The sequence below is a fragment of the Burkholderia sp. 4NA327C6 genome (assembly GCF_005502655.1).
In the GTDB taxonomy this organism is placed as follows: Bacteria; Pseudomonadota; Gammaproteobacteria; order Burkholderiales; family Burkholderiaceae; genus Burkholderia; species Burkholderia contaminans.
This window is the reverse complement of record NZ_SCNZ01000012.1, coordinates 83,047-101,374: the sequence shown is the minus strand read 5'-3', so window position 1 is coordinate 101,374 and position 18,328 is coordinate 83,047. Positions and strand designations below refer to the sequence as shown.

At 68.2% G+C, this 18,328-nt stretch carries 19 protein-coding genes; 17 read left to right on the top strand and 2 right to left on the bottom strand.

Annotated features, from left to right (window positions below):
* Positions 1-129 precede the first annotated feature (129 nt).
* The 10 genes from FFS49_RS14810 to FFS49_RS14765 all read left to right on the top strand — a co-directional run bounded on the left by FFS49_RS14810 (position 130) and on the right by FFS49_RS14765 (position 9,192).
* A complete protein-coding gene (locus FFS49_RS14810) occupies positions 130-1,254 on the top strand; it encodes an ABC transporter permease (protein WP_039346320.1) in 1,125 nt (374 codons plus the stop codon).
* Positions 1,251-2,165 (top strand): ABC transporter ATP-binding protein, encoded by a 915-nt coding sequence (locus FFS49_RS14805; RefSeq protein ID WP_137909846.1) that lies wholly within the window; start codon positions 1,251-1,253, stop codon positions 2,163-2,165. The genes FFS49_RS14810 and FFS49_RS14805 overlap by 4 nt, the downstream gene beginning before the upstream one ends.
* A gap of 17 nt (positions 2,166-2,182) precedes the next feature.
* Complete coding sequence (locus FFS49_RS14800) at positions 2,183-3,112, top strand: MlaD family protein (RefSeq protein ID WP_039346314.1); 930 nt, start codon at positions 2,183-2,185, stop codon at positions 3,110-3,112.
* A 38-nt stretch (positions 3,113-3,150) separates the two neighbouring features.
* Positions 3,151-3,774 (top strand): ABC-type transport auxiliary lipoprotein family protein, encoded by a 624-nt coding sequence (locus tag FFS49_RS14795; protein ID WP_105816749.1) that lies wholly within the window; start codon positions 3,151-3,153, stop codon positions 3,772-3,774.
* Positions 3,775-3,793: 19 nt separating this feature from the next.
* Positions 3,794-4,945, top strand: a complete 1,152-nt coding sequence (locus FFS49_RS14790) for a VanZ family protein (protein WP_105816750.1) — start codon at positions 3,794-3,796, stop codon at positions 4,943-4,945.
* Between the two features lie 186 nt (positions 4,946-5,131).
* A complete protein-coding gene (locus tag FFS49_RS14785; protein WP_011694422.1) occupies positions 5,132-5,449 on the top strand; it encodes a ferredoxin in 318 nt (105 codons plus the stop codon).
* 13 nt (positions 5,450-5,462) lie between these two features.
* Positions 5,463-6,107 (top strand): alpha/beta hydrolase, encoded by a 645-nt coding sequence (locus FFS49_RS14780; RefSeq protein ID WP_034198940.1) that lies wholly within the window; start codon positions 5,463-5,465, stop codon positions 6,105-6,107.
* A gap of 488 nt (positions 6,108-6,595) precedes the next feature.
* On the top strand, positions 6,596-7,909 hold the full coding sequence (locus tag FFS49_RS14775) for a D-alanyl-D-alanine carboxypeptidase family protein (RefSeq protein WP_039346288.1): 1,314 nt from the start codon (positions 6,596-6,598) through the stop codon (positions 7,907-7,909).
* Between the two features lie 48 nt (positions 7,910-7,957).
* Entirely contained in the window at positions 7,958-8,884 is a 927-nt protein-coding gene (locus FFS49_RS14770) for a D-amino acid aminotransferase (protein WP_105816751.1), read from the top strand.
* Positions 8,884-9,192 carry a YbeD family protein gene (locus tag FFS49_RS14765; protein ID WP_011353335.1) on the top strand — a complete coding sequence of 103 codons (309 nt, stop codon included), beginning with the start codon at positions 8,884-8,886 and terminating at the stop codon, positions 9,190-9,192. The genes FFS49_RS14770 and FFS49_RS14765 overlap by 1 nt, the downstream gene beginning before the upstream one ends.
* A 25-nt stretch (positions 9,193-9,217) precedes the next feature.
* Here the strand turns inward: FFS49_RS14765 and FFS49_RS14760 are convergent, their stop codons facing one another.
* Positions 9,218-10,189: a transcriptional regulator GcvA gene (locus FFS49_RS14760; RefSeq protein WP_105816752.1), complete on the bottom strand. Its 972-nt coding sequence runs from the start codon at positions 10,187-10,189 to the stop codon at positions 9,218-9,220.
* Positions 10,190-10,291: 102 nt separating this feature from the next.
* Here FFS49_RS14760 and FFS49_RS14755 point away from each other — a divergent pair, with 102 nt between their 5' ends.
* From FFS49_RS14755 to FFS49_RS14725, 7 genes are all read left to right on the top strand, one after another.
* A complete protein-coding gene (locus FFS49_RS14755; RefSeq protein WP_039346529.1) occupies positions 10,292-10,618 on the top strand; it encodes a DUF2917 domain-containing protein in 327 nt (108 codons plus the stop codon).
* 84 nt (positions 10,619-10,702) lie between these two features.
* The gene (lipB, locus tag FFS49_RS14750; RefSeq protein WP_105816753.1) at positions 10,703-11,461 is read left to right on the top strand and encodes a lipoyl(octanoyl) transferase LipB; all 759 of its coding nucleotides are present in this window, start codon (positions 10,703-10,705) and stop codon (positions 11,459-11,461) included.
* Complete coding sequence (gene lipA, locus FFS49_RS14745) at positions 11,454-12,446, top strand: lipoyl synthase (RefSeq protein WP_039346279.1); 993 nt, start codon at positions 11,454-11,456, stop codon at positions 12,444-12,446. Before lipB ends, lipA begins: the two co-directional genes overlap by 8 nt.
* Positions 12,447-12,698: 252 nt before the next feature.
* Entirely contained in the window at positions 12,699-13,715 is a 1,017-nt protein-coding gene (gene tauA, locus FFS49_RS14740; protein ID WP_105816754.1) for a taurine ABC transporter substrate-binding protein, read from the top strand.
* 40 nt (positions 13,716-13,755) lie between these two features.
* Positions 13,756-14,553 carry an ATP-binding cassette domain-containing protein gene (locus FFS49_RS14735; RefSeq protein WP_105816755.1) on the top strand — a complete coding sequence of 266 codons (798 nt, stop codon included), beginning with the start codon at positions 13,756-13,758 and terminating at the stop codon, positions 14,551-14,553.
* Positions 14,553-15,515, top strand: a complete 963-nt coding sequence (locus FFS49_RS14730; protein WP_105816756.1) for an ABC transporter permease subunit — start codon at positions 14,553-14,555, stop codon at positions 15,513-15,515. The genes FFS49_RS14735 and FFS49_RS14730 overlap by 1 nt, the downstream gene beginning before the upstream one ends.
* 106 nt (positions 15,516-15,621) lie before the next feature.
* Positions 15,622-16,353 (top strand): UPF0149 family protein, encoded by a 732-nt coding sequence (locus FFS49_RS14725; RefSeq protein WP_105816757.1) that lies wholly within the window; start codon positions 15,622-15,624, stop codon positions 16,351-16,353.
* 63 nt (positions 16,354-16,416) lie between these two features.
* Here FFS49_RS14725 and ggt read toward each other — a convergent pair whose 3' ends face one another.
* On the bottom strand, positions 16,417-18,294 hold the full coding sequence (ggt, locus tag FFS49_RS14720) for a gamma-glutamyltransferase (RefSeq protein ID WP_105816758.1): 1,878 nt from the start codon (positions 18,292-18,294) through the stop codon (positions 16,417-16,419).
* Positions 18,295-18,328: the final 34 nt, after the last annotated feature.

Genomic DNA, 18,328 nt, shown 5'->3' with positions numbered 1-18,328 from the left:
CGCGCATCCCCCGGGGCCGGCGTTCCCGGCCTGGCTCCCCCGGCCGGGCGCCCCACCGAAATCCTCACGTCGCGTCGTCGGACGGTTCGCTACAATGGCCGCTGTCACCTTTTTGCAAACAACCTGCCCTTGGACTTCGAGACTCCTCCCGGCCTGTCGGTCGACGCCGGCGGCCAGGGCCAGACGGTGCGCCTGACCGGTCAGTGGACCGCGCTCGCGCTTGCACGCAATCGCGGCGCGGTGGCGCGCCGCATCGCGAGCATCGCGTCCGGGCGCGTGAGCGAATGGGATCTGTCCGGCATCGAGCGGCTCGACCACGTCGGCGGCCAGGCGCTGTGGCGCGTGTGGGGCCGCAAGCTGCCGGCCGGCGTCGCGCTGAGCGCCACGCAGCGCACGATCTTCGAGCGCATCGAGCGGCTCGACAGCCAGCGCGAGGCGCCCGAGCGCATCGTGCGGTTCGATCCCGTCACGCGGCTCGGCCAGGCGATCTTCGCGTTCGGCGAACACCTGCAGGGCGGCATCGCGATGTTCGGCCTCGTGATCCTCGATGCGCTGTCGGTGCTGCGCCGCCCGAAGACGATGCCGTGGAAGGAAACCTCGGCGAACATCTACAGCGCCGGCGCGCAGGCGCTGCCGATCACCGCGCTCGTCGCGTTCCTGATCGGCATCGTGCTCAGCTACCTGTCCGCGCAGCAGCTGCAGATGTTCGGCGCGAACCGCTACATCGTGAACATCCTCGGGCTGTCGGTGATCCGCGAGCTCGGCCCGGTGCTGTCGGCGATTCTCGTCGCGGGCCGCTCGGGCTCGGCGATCACCGCGCAGATCGGCGTGATGCGCGTGACGGAGGAACTCGACGCGATGCGCGTGATGGGCATCCCGCACGGGCTGCGGCTGATCCTGCCGCGCGTGCTCGCGCTCGGCATTGCAATGCCGCTGCTCGTGATGTGGACCAACATCATCGCGCTGACGGGCGGCGCGCTCGCCGCGAAGCTCGTACTCGGCATCGACGTCAACTATTTCGTGCGCTCGCTGCCGGGCGTCGTGCCGATCGCGAACCTGTACATCGGGGTCGGCAAGGGCGTCGTGTTCGGCATGCTGATCGCGCTGGTCGCCTGCCATTTCGGCTTCCGGATCAAGGCGAACTCGCAGAGCCTCGGCGAAGGCACGACCACGTCGGTCGTGTCGTCGATCACGGTCGTGATCCTCGCCGACGCGGTGTTCGCGATCCTGTTCCAGAACGTGGGGCTCGGATGAACGCTTCGAACGAAACGACCGCGCACGCCGCGGCCATCGGCGCCGGGGCGGTCGCTGCCGGGCCGGCTGCGGCGGCCGATGCAGCCGACCTCGTGATCGAGGTGCGCAACCTGACCAAGCGCTACGGGCGCAACATCATTCACCAGAAGCTCGACTTCGACGTGCGGCGCGGCGAGATCGTGGCGATCGTCGGCGGCTCGGGCTCCGGCAAGACCACCCTCGTGCGGCAGATCCTCGGCCTCGAGCGGCCGACGTCGGGCACGATCAAGGTGTTCGGCGAAGATACGGCGACGATCGACGACGCGAGCGCGCGGATGATGCGCACGCGCTCCGGGATGCTGTTCCAGCAGGGCGCGCTGTTCTCGTCGATGACGGTATTCGACAACGTCGCGCAGCCGCTGCGCGAGCTCGGCCGCGTGCCGCCGGACCTGCTGCACGACATCGTGATGCTGAAGCTCGAGATGGTCGGGCTGCCGTGCAAGCATGCGTCGAAGATGCCGGCCGCGCTGTCGGGCGGGATGGTCAAGCGGGTGGGCATCGCGCGCGCGATCGCGCTCGAGCCCGAGCTGCTGTTCCTCGACGAGCCGACGGCCGGCCTCGATCCGCAGGCGTCGGACGAATTCGTCGAGCTGATCGCGACGCTGCATCGCACGCTCGGGCTGACCGTCGTGATGGTGACGCACGATCTCGACACGATGGTCGCGCTGTCGACACGCGTCGCGGTGCTGGCCGACCGCAAGGTGCTGGTCGCCGCGCCGGTCGAGGAGGCCGCGAACGTCGACCATCCGTTCATCCACGAATACTTCCTGGGGCTGCGCGGGCGCCGCGCATTGCAGGCGCTGCCGCCCGAGCGGCGCGCGAAGCTGCCGAAGGCGGCCCTCGAACCGGCGCTGTCGAGCGTCGAGCTGTAGGAGCAAGGAATCCGCGAATGGAAAACAAATCACATGCGTTCTGGGCCGGCCTGTTCACGATCGCGCTGACGCTCGCGATCGCGGGCACCGTGTTCTGGTTCAACGTCGACCGCACCGTGCGCGTGCCGTACGACCTGCTCGCGCGCACCAACGTGACGGGGCTGTTCCCGGACGCGGCCGTGCGCTTTCGCGGCCTCGACGTCGGCAAGGTGCAGTCGATCGGCTTCGATCGCTCGCACCCGGGCCAGATCCGGATCCGGATCCTCGTCGACCAGGACGCACCGATCACGCAGTCGACCTACGGCAGCCTCGGCTTCCAGGGCGTGACGGGCATTGCGTTCGTGCAGCTCGAGGACACGGGCCGCGATCTCGCGCCGTTGCCGTCGTCGGCGAAGGCGATCGCGCAGATCCCGATGCGCCCGAGCCTGTTCGACCAGATCCAGGAGCGCGGCGACGTGCTGCTGCGGCAGCTCGAACTGGCCGCGAAGAGCGCGAATGCGCTGATGTCGCCCGAGATGCGCGAGCAGTTGCGCGCGACCGCCGAGAGCCTGCAGCACGCGGCCGATGGCGCCGCCACGCTGACGAAGCAGCTCGGCCCGGCGGTCACCGCGTTGCCGGAGACGATGCACGAGGTGAACCGCGCAATGGCGTCGGCGAACACGCTGCTGCAGCCGAACGGGCCGCTCGTGTCGAACCTGAACAAGGCCGGCACGGCCGCGGAGCAGGTCGGCGTCGCGCTGAACGACCTCAACGCGCGCGTGCAGTACGACACGCTGCCGCGTTTCAACGCGCTCGCCGGCAACGTCGGCGACGCATCGCGGCAATTGAAGGACGTGGCCGGTGAACTTGGCCGCAATCCGCGCAGTCTGTTGTTCGGTTCGCCCGGCGCGGCGCCGGGGCCCGGCGAGCCCGGCTTCGTCTGGCCGGGTGCGACGGCCGGGCAGTGATACCCATCGAAACCGGAAACATCATGCAGGAACACGCCATGCCACGAATCCTTGACCGCGCGCTGCGTCCCGCCGCGGCCGCGCTTGCCGTGCTGACGCTGTCGCTCGCCGCCGGCTGCGCCGGCAACAGCGCGGTGCTGTCGAATGTGCGCTACGACCTCGGGCCGGCCACGTCGGTCGTGTCCGCAGGCCCGGGGCCCGCGCTGAAGGTGCTCGACGTCGCCGCGCCCGACGCGCTCGACTCCGACAAGTTCGCCTACCGCCTCGCGTATGTGGACGTACAGCATGTGGCCGTCTACCGCGACAGCCGCTGGACTGCGCCGCCCGCCCAGCTGCTCACGCAGCGGCTGCGCGGCGCGCTGTCGTCGCGCGGCACGGTGCTCGAAGGCACCGACGGCGTGCGCGCGCCGACCCTCAAGGTCGACCTGAACGAATTCGAACAGGTGTTCGACGGCCAGTCGCAGAGCCACGGCGCCGTGACCGCGCGCGCGACGCTGATGCTGGACGGCAAGGTGCTCGGCCAGCGCACGTTCGTTGCACGAGCGCCGTCGAGCACGCCCGATGCGGCGGGTGGCGCCCGCGCGCTCGCGACGGCGAGCGATCAGCTCGTGTCGCAGATCGCCGCGTGGGTCGGCATGCAGGCGTACGCGGGCACGCCGTGACGCGTGCCGCGCAGCCGCGATGAGCGCGACCGGCACCCCTCGCGCATCGCCGCTCGCGCGGCAGGCCTTTGCCGCTTACGCGGCACTCGTCGTCTACGCGTCGCTGTATCCGTTCGGCGGCTGGGTGTCGCTCGGCATCGGGCCGTTCGACTACCTGTTCGCGCCGATGCAGCGCTACGTGACCGCATTCGACGTCGTCACGAACGTAGTCGGCTACATGCCGTTCGGCGCGCTCGCCGTGCTCGCGCTGCACCCGCGCTCGCGCGGCGTGGCCGCGACGCTGATCGCGGCCGGGCTCGGCGTGCTGCTGTCGGGCTCGATGGAGGCGCTGCAAACCTACCTGCCGACGCGCGTCGCGTCGAATCTCGATCTCGCGGCCAATGCGCTCGGTGCGCTGCTGGGCGCCGCGCTCGTCGCGCCGGCCACCGGTGCGCTGCTCGATCGCGGCGCGCTGCGCCGGCTGCGCTTCGCGTGGTTCGAGGACGACGGCGCGACGCCGCTGCTGCTCGCCGGGCTGTGGCCGTTCGCGATCCTGTTCCCGTCGCCGTTCCTGTTCGGCATCGGCGACTGGCCGGCCGCGCTGTGGGAGCGCGCCGACGCGTCGATGCAGGACGCGCTGCTTGCGTGGCTGCCGGCAGCATGGCGCGTGGGCGAATGGCCCGAGCGCGTCGACGGCTGGCTGTCCGATTCCGCATGGGAGGCCGCGCTCGGCGGGTTGATGCTGTTCGCCGCACTGACGATCGCGTCGCTCGCGATGCGGCCGCGTGCGCCGCGCATCCGGCTCCTGATCGCCCTCGTCGCCGCGACGCTCGTGCTGAAGGCGGCCGCGACGTTCATGCAGTCGGCCACCGGCCTCGTCGTCGTGTGGGCGACGCCCGGCGCGCGGCTCGGGATCGAGCTCGGCTTCGCGGCCGCGCTTGTCGCGCTGCACGTGCCGGCGACCGGGCGCGCGATGCTCGCGGCGCTCGCGCTGCTGGCCGGCGTGGCGCTCGTGAACCTGCTGCCGGTCAATCCGTTCTTCGACTTCACGCTGTCGGGCTGGCGGCAGGGCCGCTACGTGCACTTCAACAGCCTCGCGCGCTGGCTCGCGTGGATCTGGCCGTACGCGGCGCTGATCTGGCTCGGCCAGCGCGTCGAGCATGCATGGCTGCCGTCTGCCTTGCGCCGGTGACGCGAGGGCTGCGGCGCCGCGGTCGCGGCGGTATCGCAGGCAGCGGCGCGTGCCGCTCGCTATAATCTTCGGCATGAGTGCAGTGTTCGGCACCCATCGGCACCGAACACTACACACCCGTTGCCCCGCGCAGCGACAACCGCTCCTCTTTCCGCACGGCCTCGCGCCGGGCCGCTCGTCACCATCATGGATTCCTACTACCAGCACCACGTCTTCTTCTGCCTGAACCAGCGCGAACCGGGCGCCGAACGCCCGAGCTGCGCGCAATGCGACGCGCAGACCATGCAGGAATACGCGAAAAAGCGCGTGAAGGAGCTCGGCCTCGCGGGGCCCGGCAAGGTCCGCATCAACAAGGCCGGCTGCCTCGACCGCTGCGAGGAAGGGCCCGTGATGGTCGTGTATCCGGAAGGCACGTGGTACACGTACGTCGACCAGGCCGACATCGACGAGATCGTCGAGTCGCACCTGCGCGACGGCAAGGTCGTCGACCGCCTGAAGATCTGAGCGGGCCGGCCGAATGAACGTTCATACGCAGAAGTCGCTGATCGCGGGCCCGGTCGGGCAGATCGAAATCGCCGTCGATCTCCCCGACGCAGTGCGCGAAAGCGGCGCCGCGCCGCGCGGCATCGCGCTCGTCGCGCATCCGCATCCGCTGTTCGGCGGCACGATGGACAACAAGGTCGCGCAAACCCTCGCGCGCACGCTCGTGCAGCTGAACTACGTCGTGTTCCGGTCGAACTTCCGCGGCGTCGGCGCGACCGAAGGGGTGCACGACAACGGCACCGGCGAGGCCGACGACCTGCTCGCGGTGCTCGCGCACATGCGCGCGCAGCCCGCGTATGCCGACCTGCCGCTCGTGCTCGCGGGCTTCTCGTTCGGCACCTTCGTGCTGTCGCACGTCGCGAAGCGGCTGCGCGACGCGGGCGAGACGATCGAACGGATGGTGTTCGTCGGCACGGCCGCGAGTCGCTGGCAGGTGGCCGACGTGCCCGAGAACACGCTCGTGATCCACGGCGAAACCGACGACACGGTGCCGATCGCGTCCGTGTACGACTGGGCGCGGCCGCAGGAACTGCCGGTCGTCGTGATCCCCGGCGCCGAGCATTTCCTGCATCGCAAGCTGCACGTGCTCAAGCGCATCATCGTCGACGCATGGCGCTAGCCAGTGGGCGGTTGCCGGCATGACGCCGGCGGCCTGCGTCGCTTCCTGCACATGACCTCCGGCCCTCGCCCGAGGCGCGCTTTTCCCCACGCGACATCGCGCCGCCCCGTGCGGTGCCACCCCGCTTCCACCTCGCCTGCGCATGCCTTTCGCACACCTTCGCGTGCGATGACGGGCAACTTGCCGCCACCCCGCGCCCGATGCCGATGTGCAACCATCCGGCGCCAGGTTCGCGAAAACGCCCTGCGCGCCCACGTATAATGGCCGGATTCCGCGTCGCCCGCGGCCCGGCTGGGCCCATTGCGGCGCTCGTTTCGCCGCCTGTCCGCCCGCTCGCGACGGCCGCGAACCGAACGCGTCCGCACGAGTCCAACCGGCGCGTTTCGCGTCGCCCGACGATGTCGGGCGAGTGCCCGAAACGCCCGCCGCCTTGCCGTTCAACCCTGCGCGTTTCGCACCGCACTTTCTGCCATCAGCCTGAATCGATCATGCGTCTGTCTCCCCAAGGCCTCAAGTCCCTCGCTTCCTCCATCGCCTTCGGCACCGCCGCGCGCAACGTCGCGCTCGGCGTGATGCTGCCCGTCGCGCTCGCATCGACGATCGTCGTCGCCGAGGCGAAGCCGGCCGCCAAGGCCAAGGCCGCGCATGCGGCGCCGGCCGCCACCGAGCAGTTCACCGGCGCGCCCGCGACCTACATGCCGGGCGCGGTGCCGCCGCCGGGCGTGAATGCGCGCTCGTGGGTGCTCGTCGATGCGACCAGCAACACGGTGCTCGCATCGGGCAATGCCGATGAACGCGTCGAGCCCGCGTCGCTGACGAAGCTGATGACCGCCTACCTCGTGTTCGAGGCGCTCGACAAGAAGAAGATCTCGATGGAGCAGATCGTCACGCCGAGCGAAGCCGTGCGCCGCGTCGGCCGCGACGAGTCGCGCATGTTCATCGAGGCGAACAAGCCGGTGTCCGTGCACGACCTCGTGTACGGGATGATCATCCAGTCGGGCAACGACGCCGCGATCGCGCTGGCCGAACTCGTCGGCGGCAGCGAAGGGCAGTTCGTCACGCTGATGAACGACGAGGCGCAGCGCCTCGGCATGAAGGGCACGCACTTCGCCGACGTGAACGGCATGCCCGACCCGAACCACTACACGACGGCCGGCGACCTCGCGAAGCTGTCCGCGCACCTGATCCGCGATTTTCCGCAGTACTACGGCATCTTCTCGGAGAAGGAATTCAAGTACAACAACATCCGCCAGGGCAACCGCAACCGTCTGCTGTGGCTCGACCCGACGGTCGACGGCCTGAAGACGGGCCACACGCAGGCGGCCGGCTATTGCCTGATCGCGTCGTCGAAGCGCGCGATTCCGGGCGTGGACGGCCAGCGCCGCCTCGTATCGGTGATGATGGGCGAGCAGAAGGAAAGCGACCGCACGCAGGACAGCATGAAGATGCTGAACTACGGCTACAGCGCGTTCGATTCGGTGCGCCTGTTCAAGGGCGGCCAGGCGATGTCGACGCCGCGCGTCTACAAGGGCAAGGAAAACACCGTGCAGGTCGGCGTGAAGGGCGACCAGTGGGCGACCGTGCCGCGCGGCCTCGGCGACAAGATCAAGACGGAAGTCGACGTCAACGCGCCGCTGATCGCGCCGCTCGCGGAAGGCCAGCAGGTCGGCACCGTGAAGATCGTCGCCGACGGCAAGACGCTGTCCGAATTCCCGGTCGTCGCACTGCAGGCCGTGCCGGAAGCGGGTATCTTCGGGCGTATCTGGGACTCGATCCTGCTGATGTTCAGCAAGAAGAAGTAAGCACGACGGGCCTTTGTTTTCACGACTTCATCCCCATCTGTCATAGCTATGAGCCAAGCCGAATTCGAACCGATCGTCTACCTCAGCGTATCGTCGCAGGAGGAAATGGTGCCGCTGTCGGAAGCCCGTGTACCGGTGCTCGACCGCGGGTTCATCTTCGGCGACGGCGTGTATGAAGTTGTCCCCGTTTATGCGCACGACGGCGCGCACGTGCCGTTCCGGATCGAGCAGCATCTGGCGCGGCTCGAGCGCAGCCTGAAGAAGATCGGCATCGCGAGCCCGCACGACGACGCGGGCTGGCGTGCGCTGATCGAGCGCGTCGTCGCGGCGAATGCCGAAGGGCTCGGAGCGGCCAACGCGCTCGTCTACCTGCAGGTGACGCGCGGTGTCGCGAAGCGCGGCCACGCGTTCCCGGCGAACGCGGTGCCGACGGTGTTCATGATGACGAGCCCGCTGCGCCTGCCGTCGGAAGACGAGCGCGCGAAGGGTGTGCGCTGCGTGACGGCCGAGGATCGTCGCTGGCTGCATTGCGACATCAAGTCGATCTCGCTGCTCGGCAACGTGCTGATGGCGCAGCATGCGGCCGAACGCGATGCGTTCGAGACGCTGCAACTGCGCGACGGCAACCTGACGGAAGGCTCGTCGTCGAACGTGTGGATCGTGAAGAACGGCGAGCTGCTCGCGCCGCCGCGCAGCAACAAGATCCTCGAGGGGATCCGCTACGCGCTGATCGAGGAACTGGCGGACGAATGCAAGATCCCGTTCGTCGCACGCGAGATCAGCGAAGTGGAGTTGCGCGCGGCCGACGAAATCATGATCACGTCGGCCACGAAGGAAGTGCTGCCCGTCACGTCGCTCGACGATCTGCCCGTGCATGGCGGAAAGCCGGGCCCCGTATTCGCGGCGTTGTATGACGCGTACCAGCGCGCGAAAGCGCGCGAGTTTGAACAGTTTGACCTAACCCGGAGCAAATGATGAGCGAACCCACCAAAACCATCGAGGTGACCGGCGCGATCGATACCCGGAAGGAGTCGCTGCTGGAGTTCCCGTGCGATTTCCCGATCAAGATCATGGGCAAGGCGCACCCGGAGTTCAAGGACACGATCTTCAAGGTCGTGGCCGTTCACGACAACGAGATCGATGTCGAGAAGATCGAGGAGCGTGCGTCGAGCGGCGGTAATTACACGGGCCTCACGATCACCGTGCGGGCGACGAGCCAGGAACAGCTCGACAACATCTACCGCGCACTGACCGGCCATCCGATGGTCAAGGTCGTACTCTAGGGCCTGTTATTAGCGGGAACAGGCCCTACGCCCTCCATCCTCCTTCCTGCGCGCACTCGGCCGGGGTCTTCCCCGCCGCGCGCCGCGCGTCCAGTTCGTCGCACAGCTGCTTGTATTCGGCGACTTCCTGAAGCAGCCAGGTCCTGAACGCCTGCACGCGCGGCGTGTTCAGGAGCGGCGGCGGACACACGAAAAAATAGTGCCACGGGCTCGGCCCGTCGATGTCGAACAGGCGCACGATGCGCCCGTCGAGCAGGTCGTGTACCGCGAGCGAGCGGCGCACCAGCGCGATGCCCTGGCCGTCGATCGCGGCCAGCAGCAGGTTCGACGAGTCCTGGTACAGAATCCCCCGTTTCGGCTCGGTCAGCGTCTTGAGCCCGGCCGCGTCGAACCACGGCCGCCACAGCTCGTCGTCCGAGCGCAGCAGAGGGTAGTGCACGAGATCGGCGGGCGTTTGCGGCAGCTTGCCGCCGTTCAGCGTCGGCGCGCACGCCGGAAAGAACACCTCGTCGAACAACGGCTCGACGTGCAGCCCCGGATAGTTGCCCTGGCCGAACCGGATCGCGAGATCGACGTCGTCGCGCGCGAAATCGGTGAGCGAGTTGGTGGACTGCAGCTCGACGTCGATTTCCGGATGCCGCTCGATGAACGTGCCGATGCGCGGCGTGATGAAGCGCGCGGCGAACGACGACAGCATCGACACCACGAGCCGCCGGTCGCGGTCGCTCGCGCGCACGTCGCGGGTCGCGTCAGCGATCACCATCAGCGCGGTGCGGATCTGCTGCGCGTAGCGCATGCCGGCGTCGGTCAGGCACAGCCGCTTGCCGTTGCGCGTGAACAGCTGCACGCCGAGCTCCTCCTCGAGTGCGCGGACCTGGTGGCTGACCGCGCCGTGCGTGACGAACAGCTCGTCGGCGGCGCGCGAGAAATTCTCGTGACGGGCGGCGGCTTCGAACGCGCGAATCGCGTTCAGCGCAGGTAGCTGGCGGAGGTCCATTTGCTAATTTTCCTCACATCGACGTGAAAATTGGTCGTTTTGTCTGACGCCTTGGAGTGACTACGATTGTAGCCATCGGAGCACTTATTGGCGGAGTCGATCATGCAAGAAATCTCTTCAAGCATCACGTTCGAAATCCCCGCGGGCGAAACCGTGCCGATGAAGGTACAACGCAGCACGCGGCTGATCGTCCAGAGCGGGCCGGTTTGGGCGACGCGCAGCAACGACGTCAACGACTACTTCCTGGTCGACGGCGAAACGCTGAAGCTGCGCCGCGGCGAGCGGCTGTGGCTCAGCGCGGAAGGCCGGGAGGGCACGCGCGTCGCGTTCTCGGTGTCGCGGCCGCCCCGGGAAGTCGCGCTCGGCGGGCTGGCACGGCTGCGCGAACGCCTGACCGCGCTGCTTCACGACGGCTGGCGCACCGTCTGACCATCATTTCCTCCGACGGATACCGGCGATCCGTCCCTCTGCCGAGGCCGGCGAGACCCACGGGTTTTCGGTAAACTACCGCCCATGTCCGTCTCGCCGGTTTCCATCATGTCCACGCCTGTTGCCGTTTCCGCATCGCCCGCCGGGTCCCCGGATCAGCCGGCCCCGCCGGTCACCGTGCGGTGGCGGGGCGTCGAGACCTACGAGGCGAGCTTCGACGCGATGCGCGCGTTCACCGACACGCGCACGGCCGATACCGGCGACGAGATCTGGCTGGTCGAGCACCCGCCCGTCTACACGCTCGGCCAGGCCGGAGACCCGGCCCACCTGCTGGTGGCCGACAGCGGCGTGCCGCTCGTGAAGGTCGACCGCGGCGGGCAAATCACTTACCACGGCCCCGGCCAGATCGTCGCGTACCTGCTGCTGGACCTGCGCCGGCGCAAGCTGATGGTGCGCACGCTCGTGACGAAGATCGAGGAGGCCGTGATCGAAACCCTCGCGGCGTATAATCTCGCTTCGGTCCGCAAGGCGGGCGCGCCCGGGATCTACGTGGCGTCCGGCGTGCACGAGGGCGCGAAAATCGCGGCCCTCGGCCTGAAGATCCGCAACGGCTGCAGCTATCACGGGCTGAGCCTGAACGTGAAGATGGATCTGCGCCCGTTTCTTGCGATCAACCCGTGCGGCTATGCCGGACTGGAAACTGTCGACATGGCGAGCCTCGAGGTTGCCGCCGACTGGAACGACGTCGCGCACACGCTGGTGCGCCGTCTGATCGCCAACCTCGACGGCGCATCCGCGGCCGCCGACAAGCCGCAGGCACTGGAACAACATTCGAATGACTGACGTTACCGCTTCTCCCGCACCGGCCGATTCGGCCGCGACTCCTGCCTACGATCCGACCGCCAAGCAGAAGGCGCAGGCGAAGACGGCGCGCATTCCGATCAAGGTCATTCCGATCGAGAAGCTGAAGAAGCCCGAGTGGATCCGCGTGAAGGCGGCCACCGGCAGTTCGCGCTTCAACGAGATCAAGACGATCCTGCGCGAGCACAACCTGCATACCGTGTGCGAGGAAGCGAGCTGCCCGAACATCGGCGAATGCTTCGGCAAGGGCACCGCGACGTTCATGATCATGGGCGACAAGTGCACGCGCCGCTGCCCGTTCTGCGACGTCGGCCACGGCCGCCCCGATCCGCTCGATCCGGACGAGCCGAAGAACCTCGCGCGTACGATCGGCGCGCTCAAGCTCAAGTACGTGGTGATCACGAGCGTCGACCGCGACGACCTGCGCGACGGCGGCGCCGGCCACTTCGTCGAGTGCATCCGCGAAGTGCGCGAACAGTCGCCGGAAACGCGCATCGAAATCCTGACGCCGGACTTCCGCGGCCGTCTCGACCGCGCGATCTCGATCCTGAACGCCGCCCCGCCGGACGTGATGAACCACAACCTCGAAACCGTGCCGCGCCTGTACAAGGAAGCGCGCCCGGGTTCGGACTACGCGCACTCGCTGAAGCTGCTGAAGGATTTCAAGGCGCTGCATCCGGACGTTGCGACGAAGTCGGGCCTGATGGTCGGCCTCGGCGAAACCGAAGAGGAAATCCTGCAGGTGATGCGCGACCTGCGCGCGCACGACGTCGACATGCTGACGATCGGCCAGTACCTGCAGCCGTCCGAGCACCACCTGCCGGTGCGCGCGTACGTGCATCCGGATACGTTCAAGATGTACGAGGAAGAGGCGTACAAGATGGGCTTCACGCACGCGGCCGTCGGCGCGATGGTGCGCTCGAGCTATCACGCCGATCTGCAGGCGCACGGGGCCGGAGTGGTCTGAGCGTCCTTGCTTCGCCGTCTTCCGGCGAACCCGAAAAAAGCCCGCAGCGATGCGGGCTTTTTCGTTGATGCGGACGCCATTCCTGCGTTCGCAAGGCAATCGCCACCCGACCGGACGCGCAATCCGGTCAAGCATGGAAAGCAAAGCTGAAACGGCATCGATAGCTTCGCAGGATAAGTTCGCTCCCACCGCGCGCAAAGCTCCTATAGTCGGCTCTCCCGCAACAATGCCCGCATTCCGAAGGAGAGCCGCATGTCCCGTTTCAGCTTCATCCGCCGCGCCGTCGTCGCGCTGACCGCCTTTGCCGCGCTCGGCGCGGCGCACGCCGAAACGCGCGAAGTCGTGATCGCGTACCAGGACATGGTGGTGCCGTGGCGCTACGCGCAGGCGAGCGGTGAAGTCGAAAAGGCGACCGGCTACAAGGTCACGTTCCGCAAGCTCGACAGCGGCGCCGACGTGATCCGCGCGCTCGCGTCGGGCTCCGTGCAACTCGGCGAAGCGGGCTCGAGCCCGATCGCGGCCGGGCTGTCGCAGGGGCTCGACATTTCGCTGTTCTGGGTGCTCGACAACATCAACGACGCCGAGGCGCTCGTTGCGCGCAACGGCTCGGGCGTCACCAACATCGCCGCGCTGAAGGGCAAGAAGATCGGCGTGCCGTTCGTGTCGACGTCGCATTTCCACACGCTCGTCGCGCTGCAGGCCGCGGGCGTCAATCCGAACGACGTGAAGATCGTCAACCTGCGTCCGCCCGAAGTCGCGGCGGCGTGGGCACGCGGCGACATCGACGCGACCTACATCTGGGATCCGGTGCTGGCGAAGGTCAAGCAGTCGGGCACCGTGTTGACGACGTCGGGCCAGGTTGCGAAAGAAAGTGGCAAGGCGACCTTCGACGGCTTCGTCGTGAGCCGCAAGTTCGCGCGCGAGAACCCCGAGTTCGTCACGCGCTTCGTGAAGGTGCTCGCGGCGGCCGATGCCGACTACCGCGCGCATGCGGCGGCGTGGAAGGTCGGCTCGCCGCAGGTCGCGGCGGTCGCGAAGGTATCGGGCGCGAACGCGCAGGATGTGCCGGCCAGCCTCGCGCTCTACGCGTTCCCGACGGCGGCCGAGCAGGCTTCGCCGACGTGGCTCGGCGGCGGTGCGCAGTCGGGCGCCGCGAAGTCGCTCGCGGCCACGGCCACGTTCCTCAAATCGCAAGGCACGATCCAGACGGTGCTCGCCGACTATTCGGCCGGCGTCGATCCGCAGTTCGTGCAGAAGGCCGCGCGCTGAGCGCGGCCGTTCAGCCCACTCGTTGCGGAGCCCGTCGATCATGAGCATGCTGGAAGTCCGTCAGGTATCGGTCGCCTATCCGGGCGAGCGCGGCAGGCCGACGACGCAGGCGCTCGCGCGCGTCGACCTGCGCATCGAGTCCGGTGAATTCGTCGTCGCGCTCGGCGCGTCCGGGTGCGGCAAGACGACACTGCTGAACTGCATGGCCGGCTTCGTCGCGCCGACGACCGGCGACGTGTGCGTCGACGGCGTGCCGGTCACGGGCCCCGGCGCCGATCGCGGCGTCGTGTTCCAGAAATACGCGTTGCTGCCGTGGCTCGACGTGCTCGACAACGTCGCGCTCGGGCTGCGTTTCGCGCGCGTGTCGAAAGCCGAACGCGAAGCGCGGGCGAAAGAGATGCTCGCGCTCGTCGGTCTCGAGCGCCATGCGCGCGCACGCGTGTACGAACTCTCCGGCGGGATGCAGCAGCGTGTCGGCATCGCGCGCGCACTCGCGAGCGACCCGCGCGTGTTGCTGATGGACGAACCGATGGGCGCGCTCGATGCGATGACGCGCGGCACGATGCAGGCGCTCGTACTCGACGTGTGGGCGCGCACCGGCAAGACCGTGTTCTTCATCACGCACGATGTCGAGGAGGCGTTGTTCCTTGCGACGCGTCTCGTCGTGATGACGCCCGGCCCCGGCCGGATCGCGGAAACCTTCGAGCTGCCGTTCGCGCGCCGCTATGTCGAATCGCGCGACGCACGCGCGGTGAAATCGTCACCCGATTTCATCGCGTGGCGCGAGCGGCTGATCGCGTATCTGCATCGCGACGAAGCGGTCGCGGCGGCCGCGTGATGCATGAAATCGCGCGACAGGGCGCGTCGGTCGGACGCGGTCGGATCAGCACTTTGCACAGGCAGGACAGCATGAGCACGCAGGATTCGTGGGCGGCCGATCGCACGGCCGCAGGTTTCGAGCAAGGCGATCGCACGCGGGCTCCGGCGGCGCAACGTCGTGCACCGTCGTCGCGCCGCTACCGGTTGCCGGGCGAAGGGAAGACGGCGGCCTTGAGCACGGCGACGGTCGCGGTGCTGGCCGTGCTGTGGTGGGTCGCCACGCATCGCCAGTGGTTGCCGCCGCTGTTCCTGCCCGCACCGGAGGCCGTATGGACGGCATTCGTCGATGCGTGGCATGGTCGCATCCAGGGCGGCTTGCCGTTGTCCGAGCATCTGTTGTGGAGTGCCGCGCGCGTGTTCGGCGCGTTCCTGCTCGCGACGGCGATCGGCGTGCCGGCCGGCATCCTGATGGGCGTGAGCCGCGTTGCGCGCGGCGTGCTCGATCCGCTGCTGGAGTTTTACCGGCCGCTGCCGCCGCTCGCGTACCTGCCGCTCGTCGTGATCTGGTTCGGTATCGATGAAACGGCGAAGCTCGTCGTGATCTTCCTCGCGTGCTTCGCGCCGATCGCGATGGCCGCGCGCGCCGGCGTGCGCGCGGCAACCGTCGAGCAGATCAACGCCGCGTATTCGCTCGGCGGCAGTTTCGCGCAGATCGTGCGCCACGTCGTGCTGCCGGCCGCGCTGCCGGAAATCCTCACCGGGCTGCGGATCGCGATCGGCTTCGGCTGGACGACGCTCGTCGCGGCCGAGATGGTTGCCGCGACCGCCGGGCTCGGACAGATGGTGCTCAACGCATCGAGCTTCCTGCGCACGGATATCGTCGTGATGGGGATCCTGATCATCGGCGCGATCGCGTGGCTGTTCGATCTCGCGATGCGCTGGGTCGAGCGGCGGGTGGTGCCGTGGAAGGGGAGAGGGTAAGGTCAAATCATGCTGGCGCGCCTCCGAATTACGCGAGAGCGGGCGACGCGGTAAAGCGCATAACCCGGGAGTTGTACGTCGAAGACAGACAACGTACAGTGCCTGCATGATGAAATCTCTTACTCAAGCGGAAGTCGGCGAACTCGACCGGTTCCTGCTGTCCGATGTCACTTCGGACGAGACCTTGACGCTTGAAGGACTCGATGGGTACTTGACTGCGATTGCCGCAGGCCCGGTGACGCTGCTGCCGAGCGAATGGCTACCCGGTATCTGGGGACCGACGCAGGACGATGCGCCGGCGTTCGATTCGATCGAGCAAGCGCAGCGCGTTCTCGATTTGCTGATGCGGTATTACAACGGCGTCATCCACAGCTTGGAGCGCGATCCGGATGAGTTTGCGCCCGTTTTCGGCACGGTCACGTACGCTGACGAGGTGCGTGAATATCGCGATGCCGAGGCGTGGGCAGCGGGTTTCATGCAGGGCGTCGCGCTTTCCGCGCAATACTGGCAGCCGCTCTTCGACGACCCGCAAGGCCGGGACTGGATGCAACCACTTCGTTTGCTCGGTGCCGATGAGCGCGCGTCCAACGAAGCGTCGTCCGACGAAGCAACGCTGATGCTCGACCCGAGCGGGCGGGAAATTCTGGCCGACCGGATTCCCGCGAGCATCGCCGCCATTTACCGTTACTGGCTGCCGTATCGCAAGGCCGTGCATGAGCGGAGCCTGGCCACCACGATTCAGCGTTCCGAACCGAAAATTGGCCGCAACGATCCGTGTCCGTGCGGAAGCGGCAAGAAATTCAAGAAGTGCTGCGGCGCGGCGGGCACGCTGCACTGAGCGACCCGCTGCGTATCGGCCGCGTGGGTCGGCTGCGGGGATGCTCGCTGACAAGCGTGCCTCTCATTCCCCCATCGCCACCCCTTCCCGCCGCGGATCGGCCCCGCCGAACCACACCGTCTGCCCCTGCACGTTCAGCCGCTGGATCCCCTGCAGCCCCGAGTTCATCTCGACGACCTGCACGTCGTGCCCGCGGCCCTTCAGCCCGTCGGCGAGGGCTTCCGACACGCGGCCGCGTTCGAGCTGCGTCGGCCCGTTCATCGACCCGACGTTCGGCAGCGCGATCGCCTGCTGCATCGTCATCCCCCAGTCGAGCACGCCCACCAGCGTCTTCGCGACGTGATTGATGATCGCGGGGCCGCCGGCCGAGCCGGCGATCATCGTCACTTGCTTCGTCTTCTTGTCGAACACGAGCTCCGGCGACATCGCCGAGCGCGGCCGCTTGCCGGGCTGCACGCGGTTCGCGACCGGCCGGCCGTTGTCGTTCGACACGAACGAGAAATCGGTGAGCTGGTTGTTCAGCATGAAGCCGCGCACCATCAGCCGCGAGCCGAATGCATCCTCGATGCTGGTCGTCATCGACAGCGCCTGGCCGTAGCGGTCGACGATCGCGATGTCGGACGTCGACGGCAACTCGGGGCTGCGGTCGTCGGCCATCGCGAGCGTCGCGCCCTGCGGCGTGCCGGCCTGCGCGACGCCCATGCTGCTGTCGCCGATCAGGTGCGCGCGCTGCGCGAGATAGGTCTTGTCGGTGAGGCTCGCCCAGCTGCCGCCCGGCAGCGGCACGAAATCGGGATCGGCGACATAGCGCGCGCGGTCCGCATACGCGAGGCGCCCGGCTTCGCTGAACAGGTGCGCGGCGAACGGTGTCGGCTCGTAGCCGACGTCGTTGCGCACCGGTTTCTGCGCGCCGATCTGCTGCCAGTCGGGCATCGCTTCCAGGATGCCGAGCATCTGCGCGATCGCGAGGCCGCCCGACGACGGCGGCGGCATCCCGCACACGACCGAACGCCGGTAGTCGGCGCACAGCGGCGTGCGCACCTTCGCCTTGTAGCGCGCGAAATCCTGCAGCGACAGCAGGCCCGGGTTGGTCGGGTGCTTGCGCACCTTCGTGACGATGTCGCGCGCGATCGCGCCGCTGTAGAACGCGTTCGCGCCGCGGTCGGCGACCTGGCGCAGCACGGTCGCGAGCGCGGGGTTCTTCAGCACCGTGCCGGCGGCCTTCGGCGAGCCATTCGCGTTGTAGAAGTACGCACGGGCGGCCGGATCGTTCTTCAGGTATCGGTCGTTCGCGATCAGCATCGCAAGCCGCGGGCTGATCGTGAAGCCGTGCTCGGCGAGCCGGATCGCCGGCTGGAACAGCCGGCGCCACGGCAGCTTGCCGTGCGCGCGATGCGCGGCGTCGAGCATGCGCAGCACGCCCGGCGTGCCGACCGAGCGCCCGCCGACGACACCTTCGTAGAAGCTCATCGGCTGGCCGGTCGGCCCGTAGAACAGGCGCTCGGTCGCGGCGGCCGGCGCGGTCTCGCGGCCGTCGTAGGCCTGCGTCGCCTTCCCGTCGAAGTACAGCATGAATGCGCCGCCGCCGATCCCCGACGATTGCGGCTCGACGAGCGCGAGCACCATCTGCGTGGCGATCGCCGCGTCGATCGCGGTGCCGCCGGCCTTCAGCATGTCGAAGCCGGCCTGCGTCGCGAGCGGGTTCGCGGCGGCGATCATGAAGTGTTGCGAGGTCCAGCCCGGCTTGTCGGTCCAGCCTGACGACAGCTCGGGCGCGTGGAAGCCGGGCAGCGGCACGGCGGCGCCCGAGGCGGCGGCGACGGGCACCACCGCGCCCGACGGCGGCGTGGACGGGGACGTGCAGCCGGCGTTGAACGCGACGAGCGCGACGGCGGCGAGCAGCGTCCAGGAGCGCGAATGCGGGCGAATCCGGTCGAACATTGAACCCTCGGCAGCAGTGAATTCGAAGGAGGCG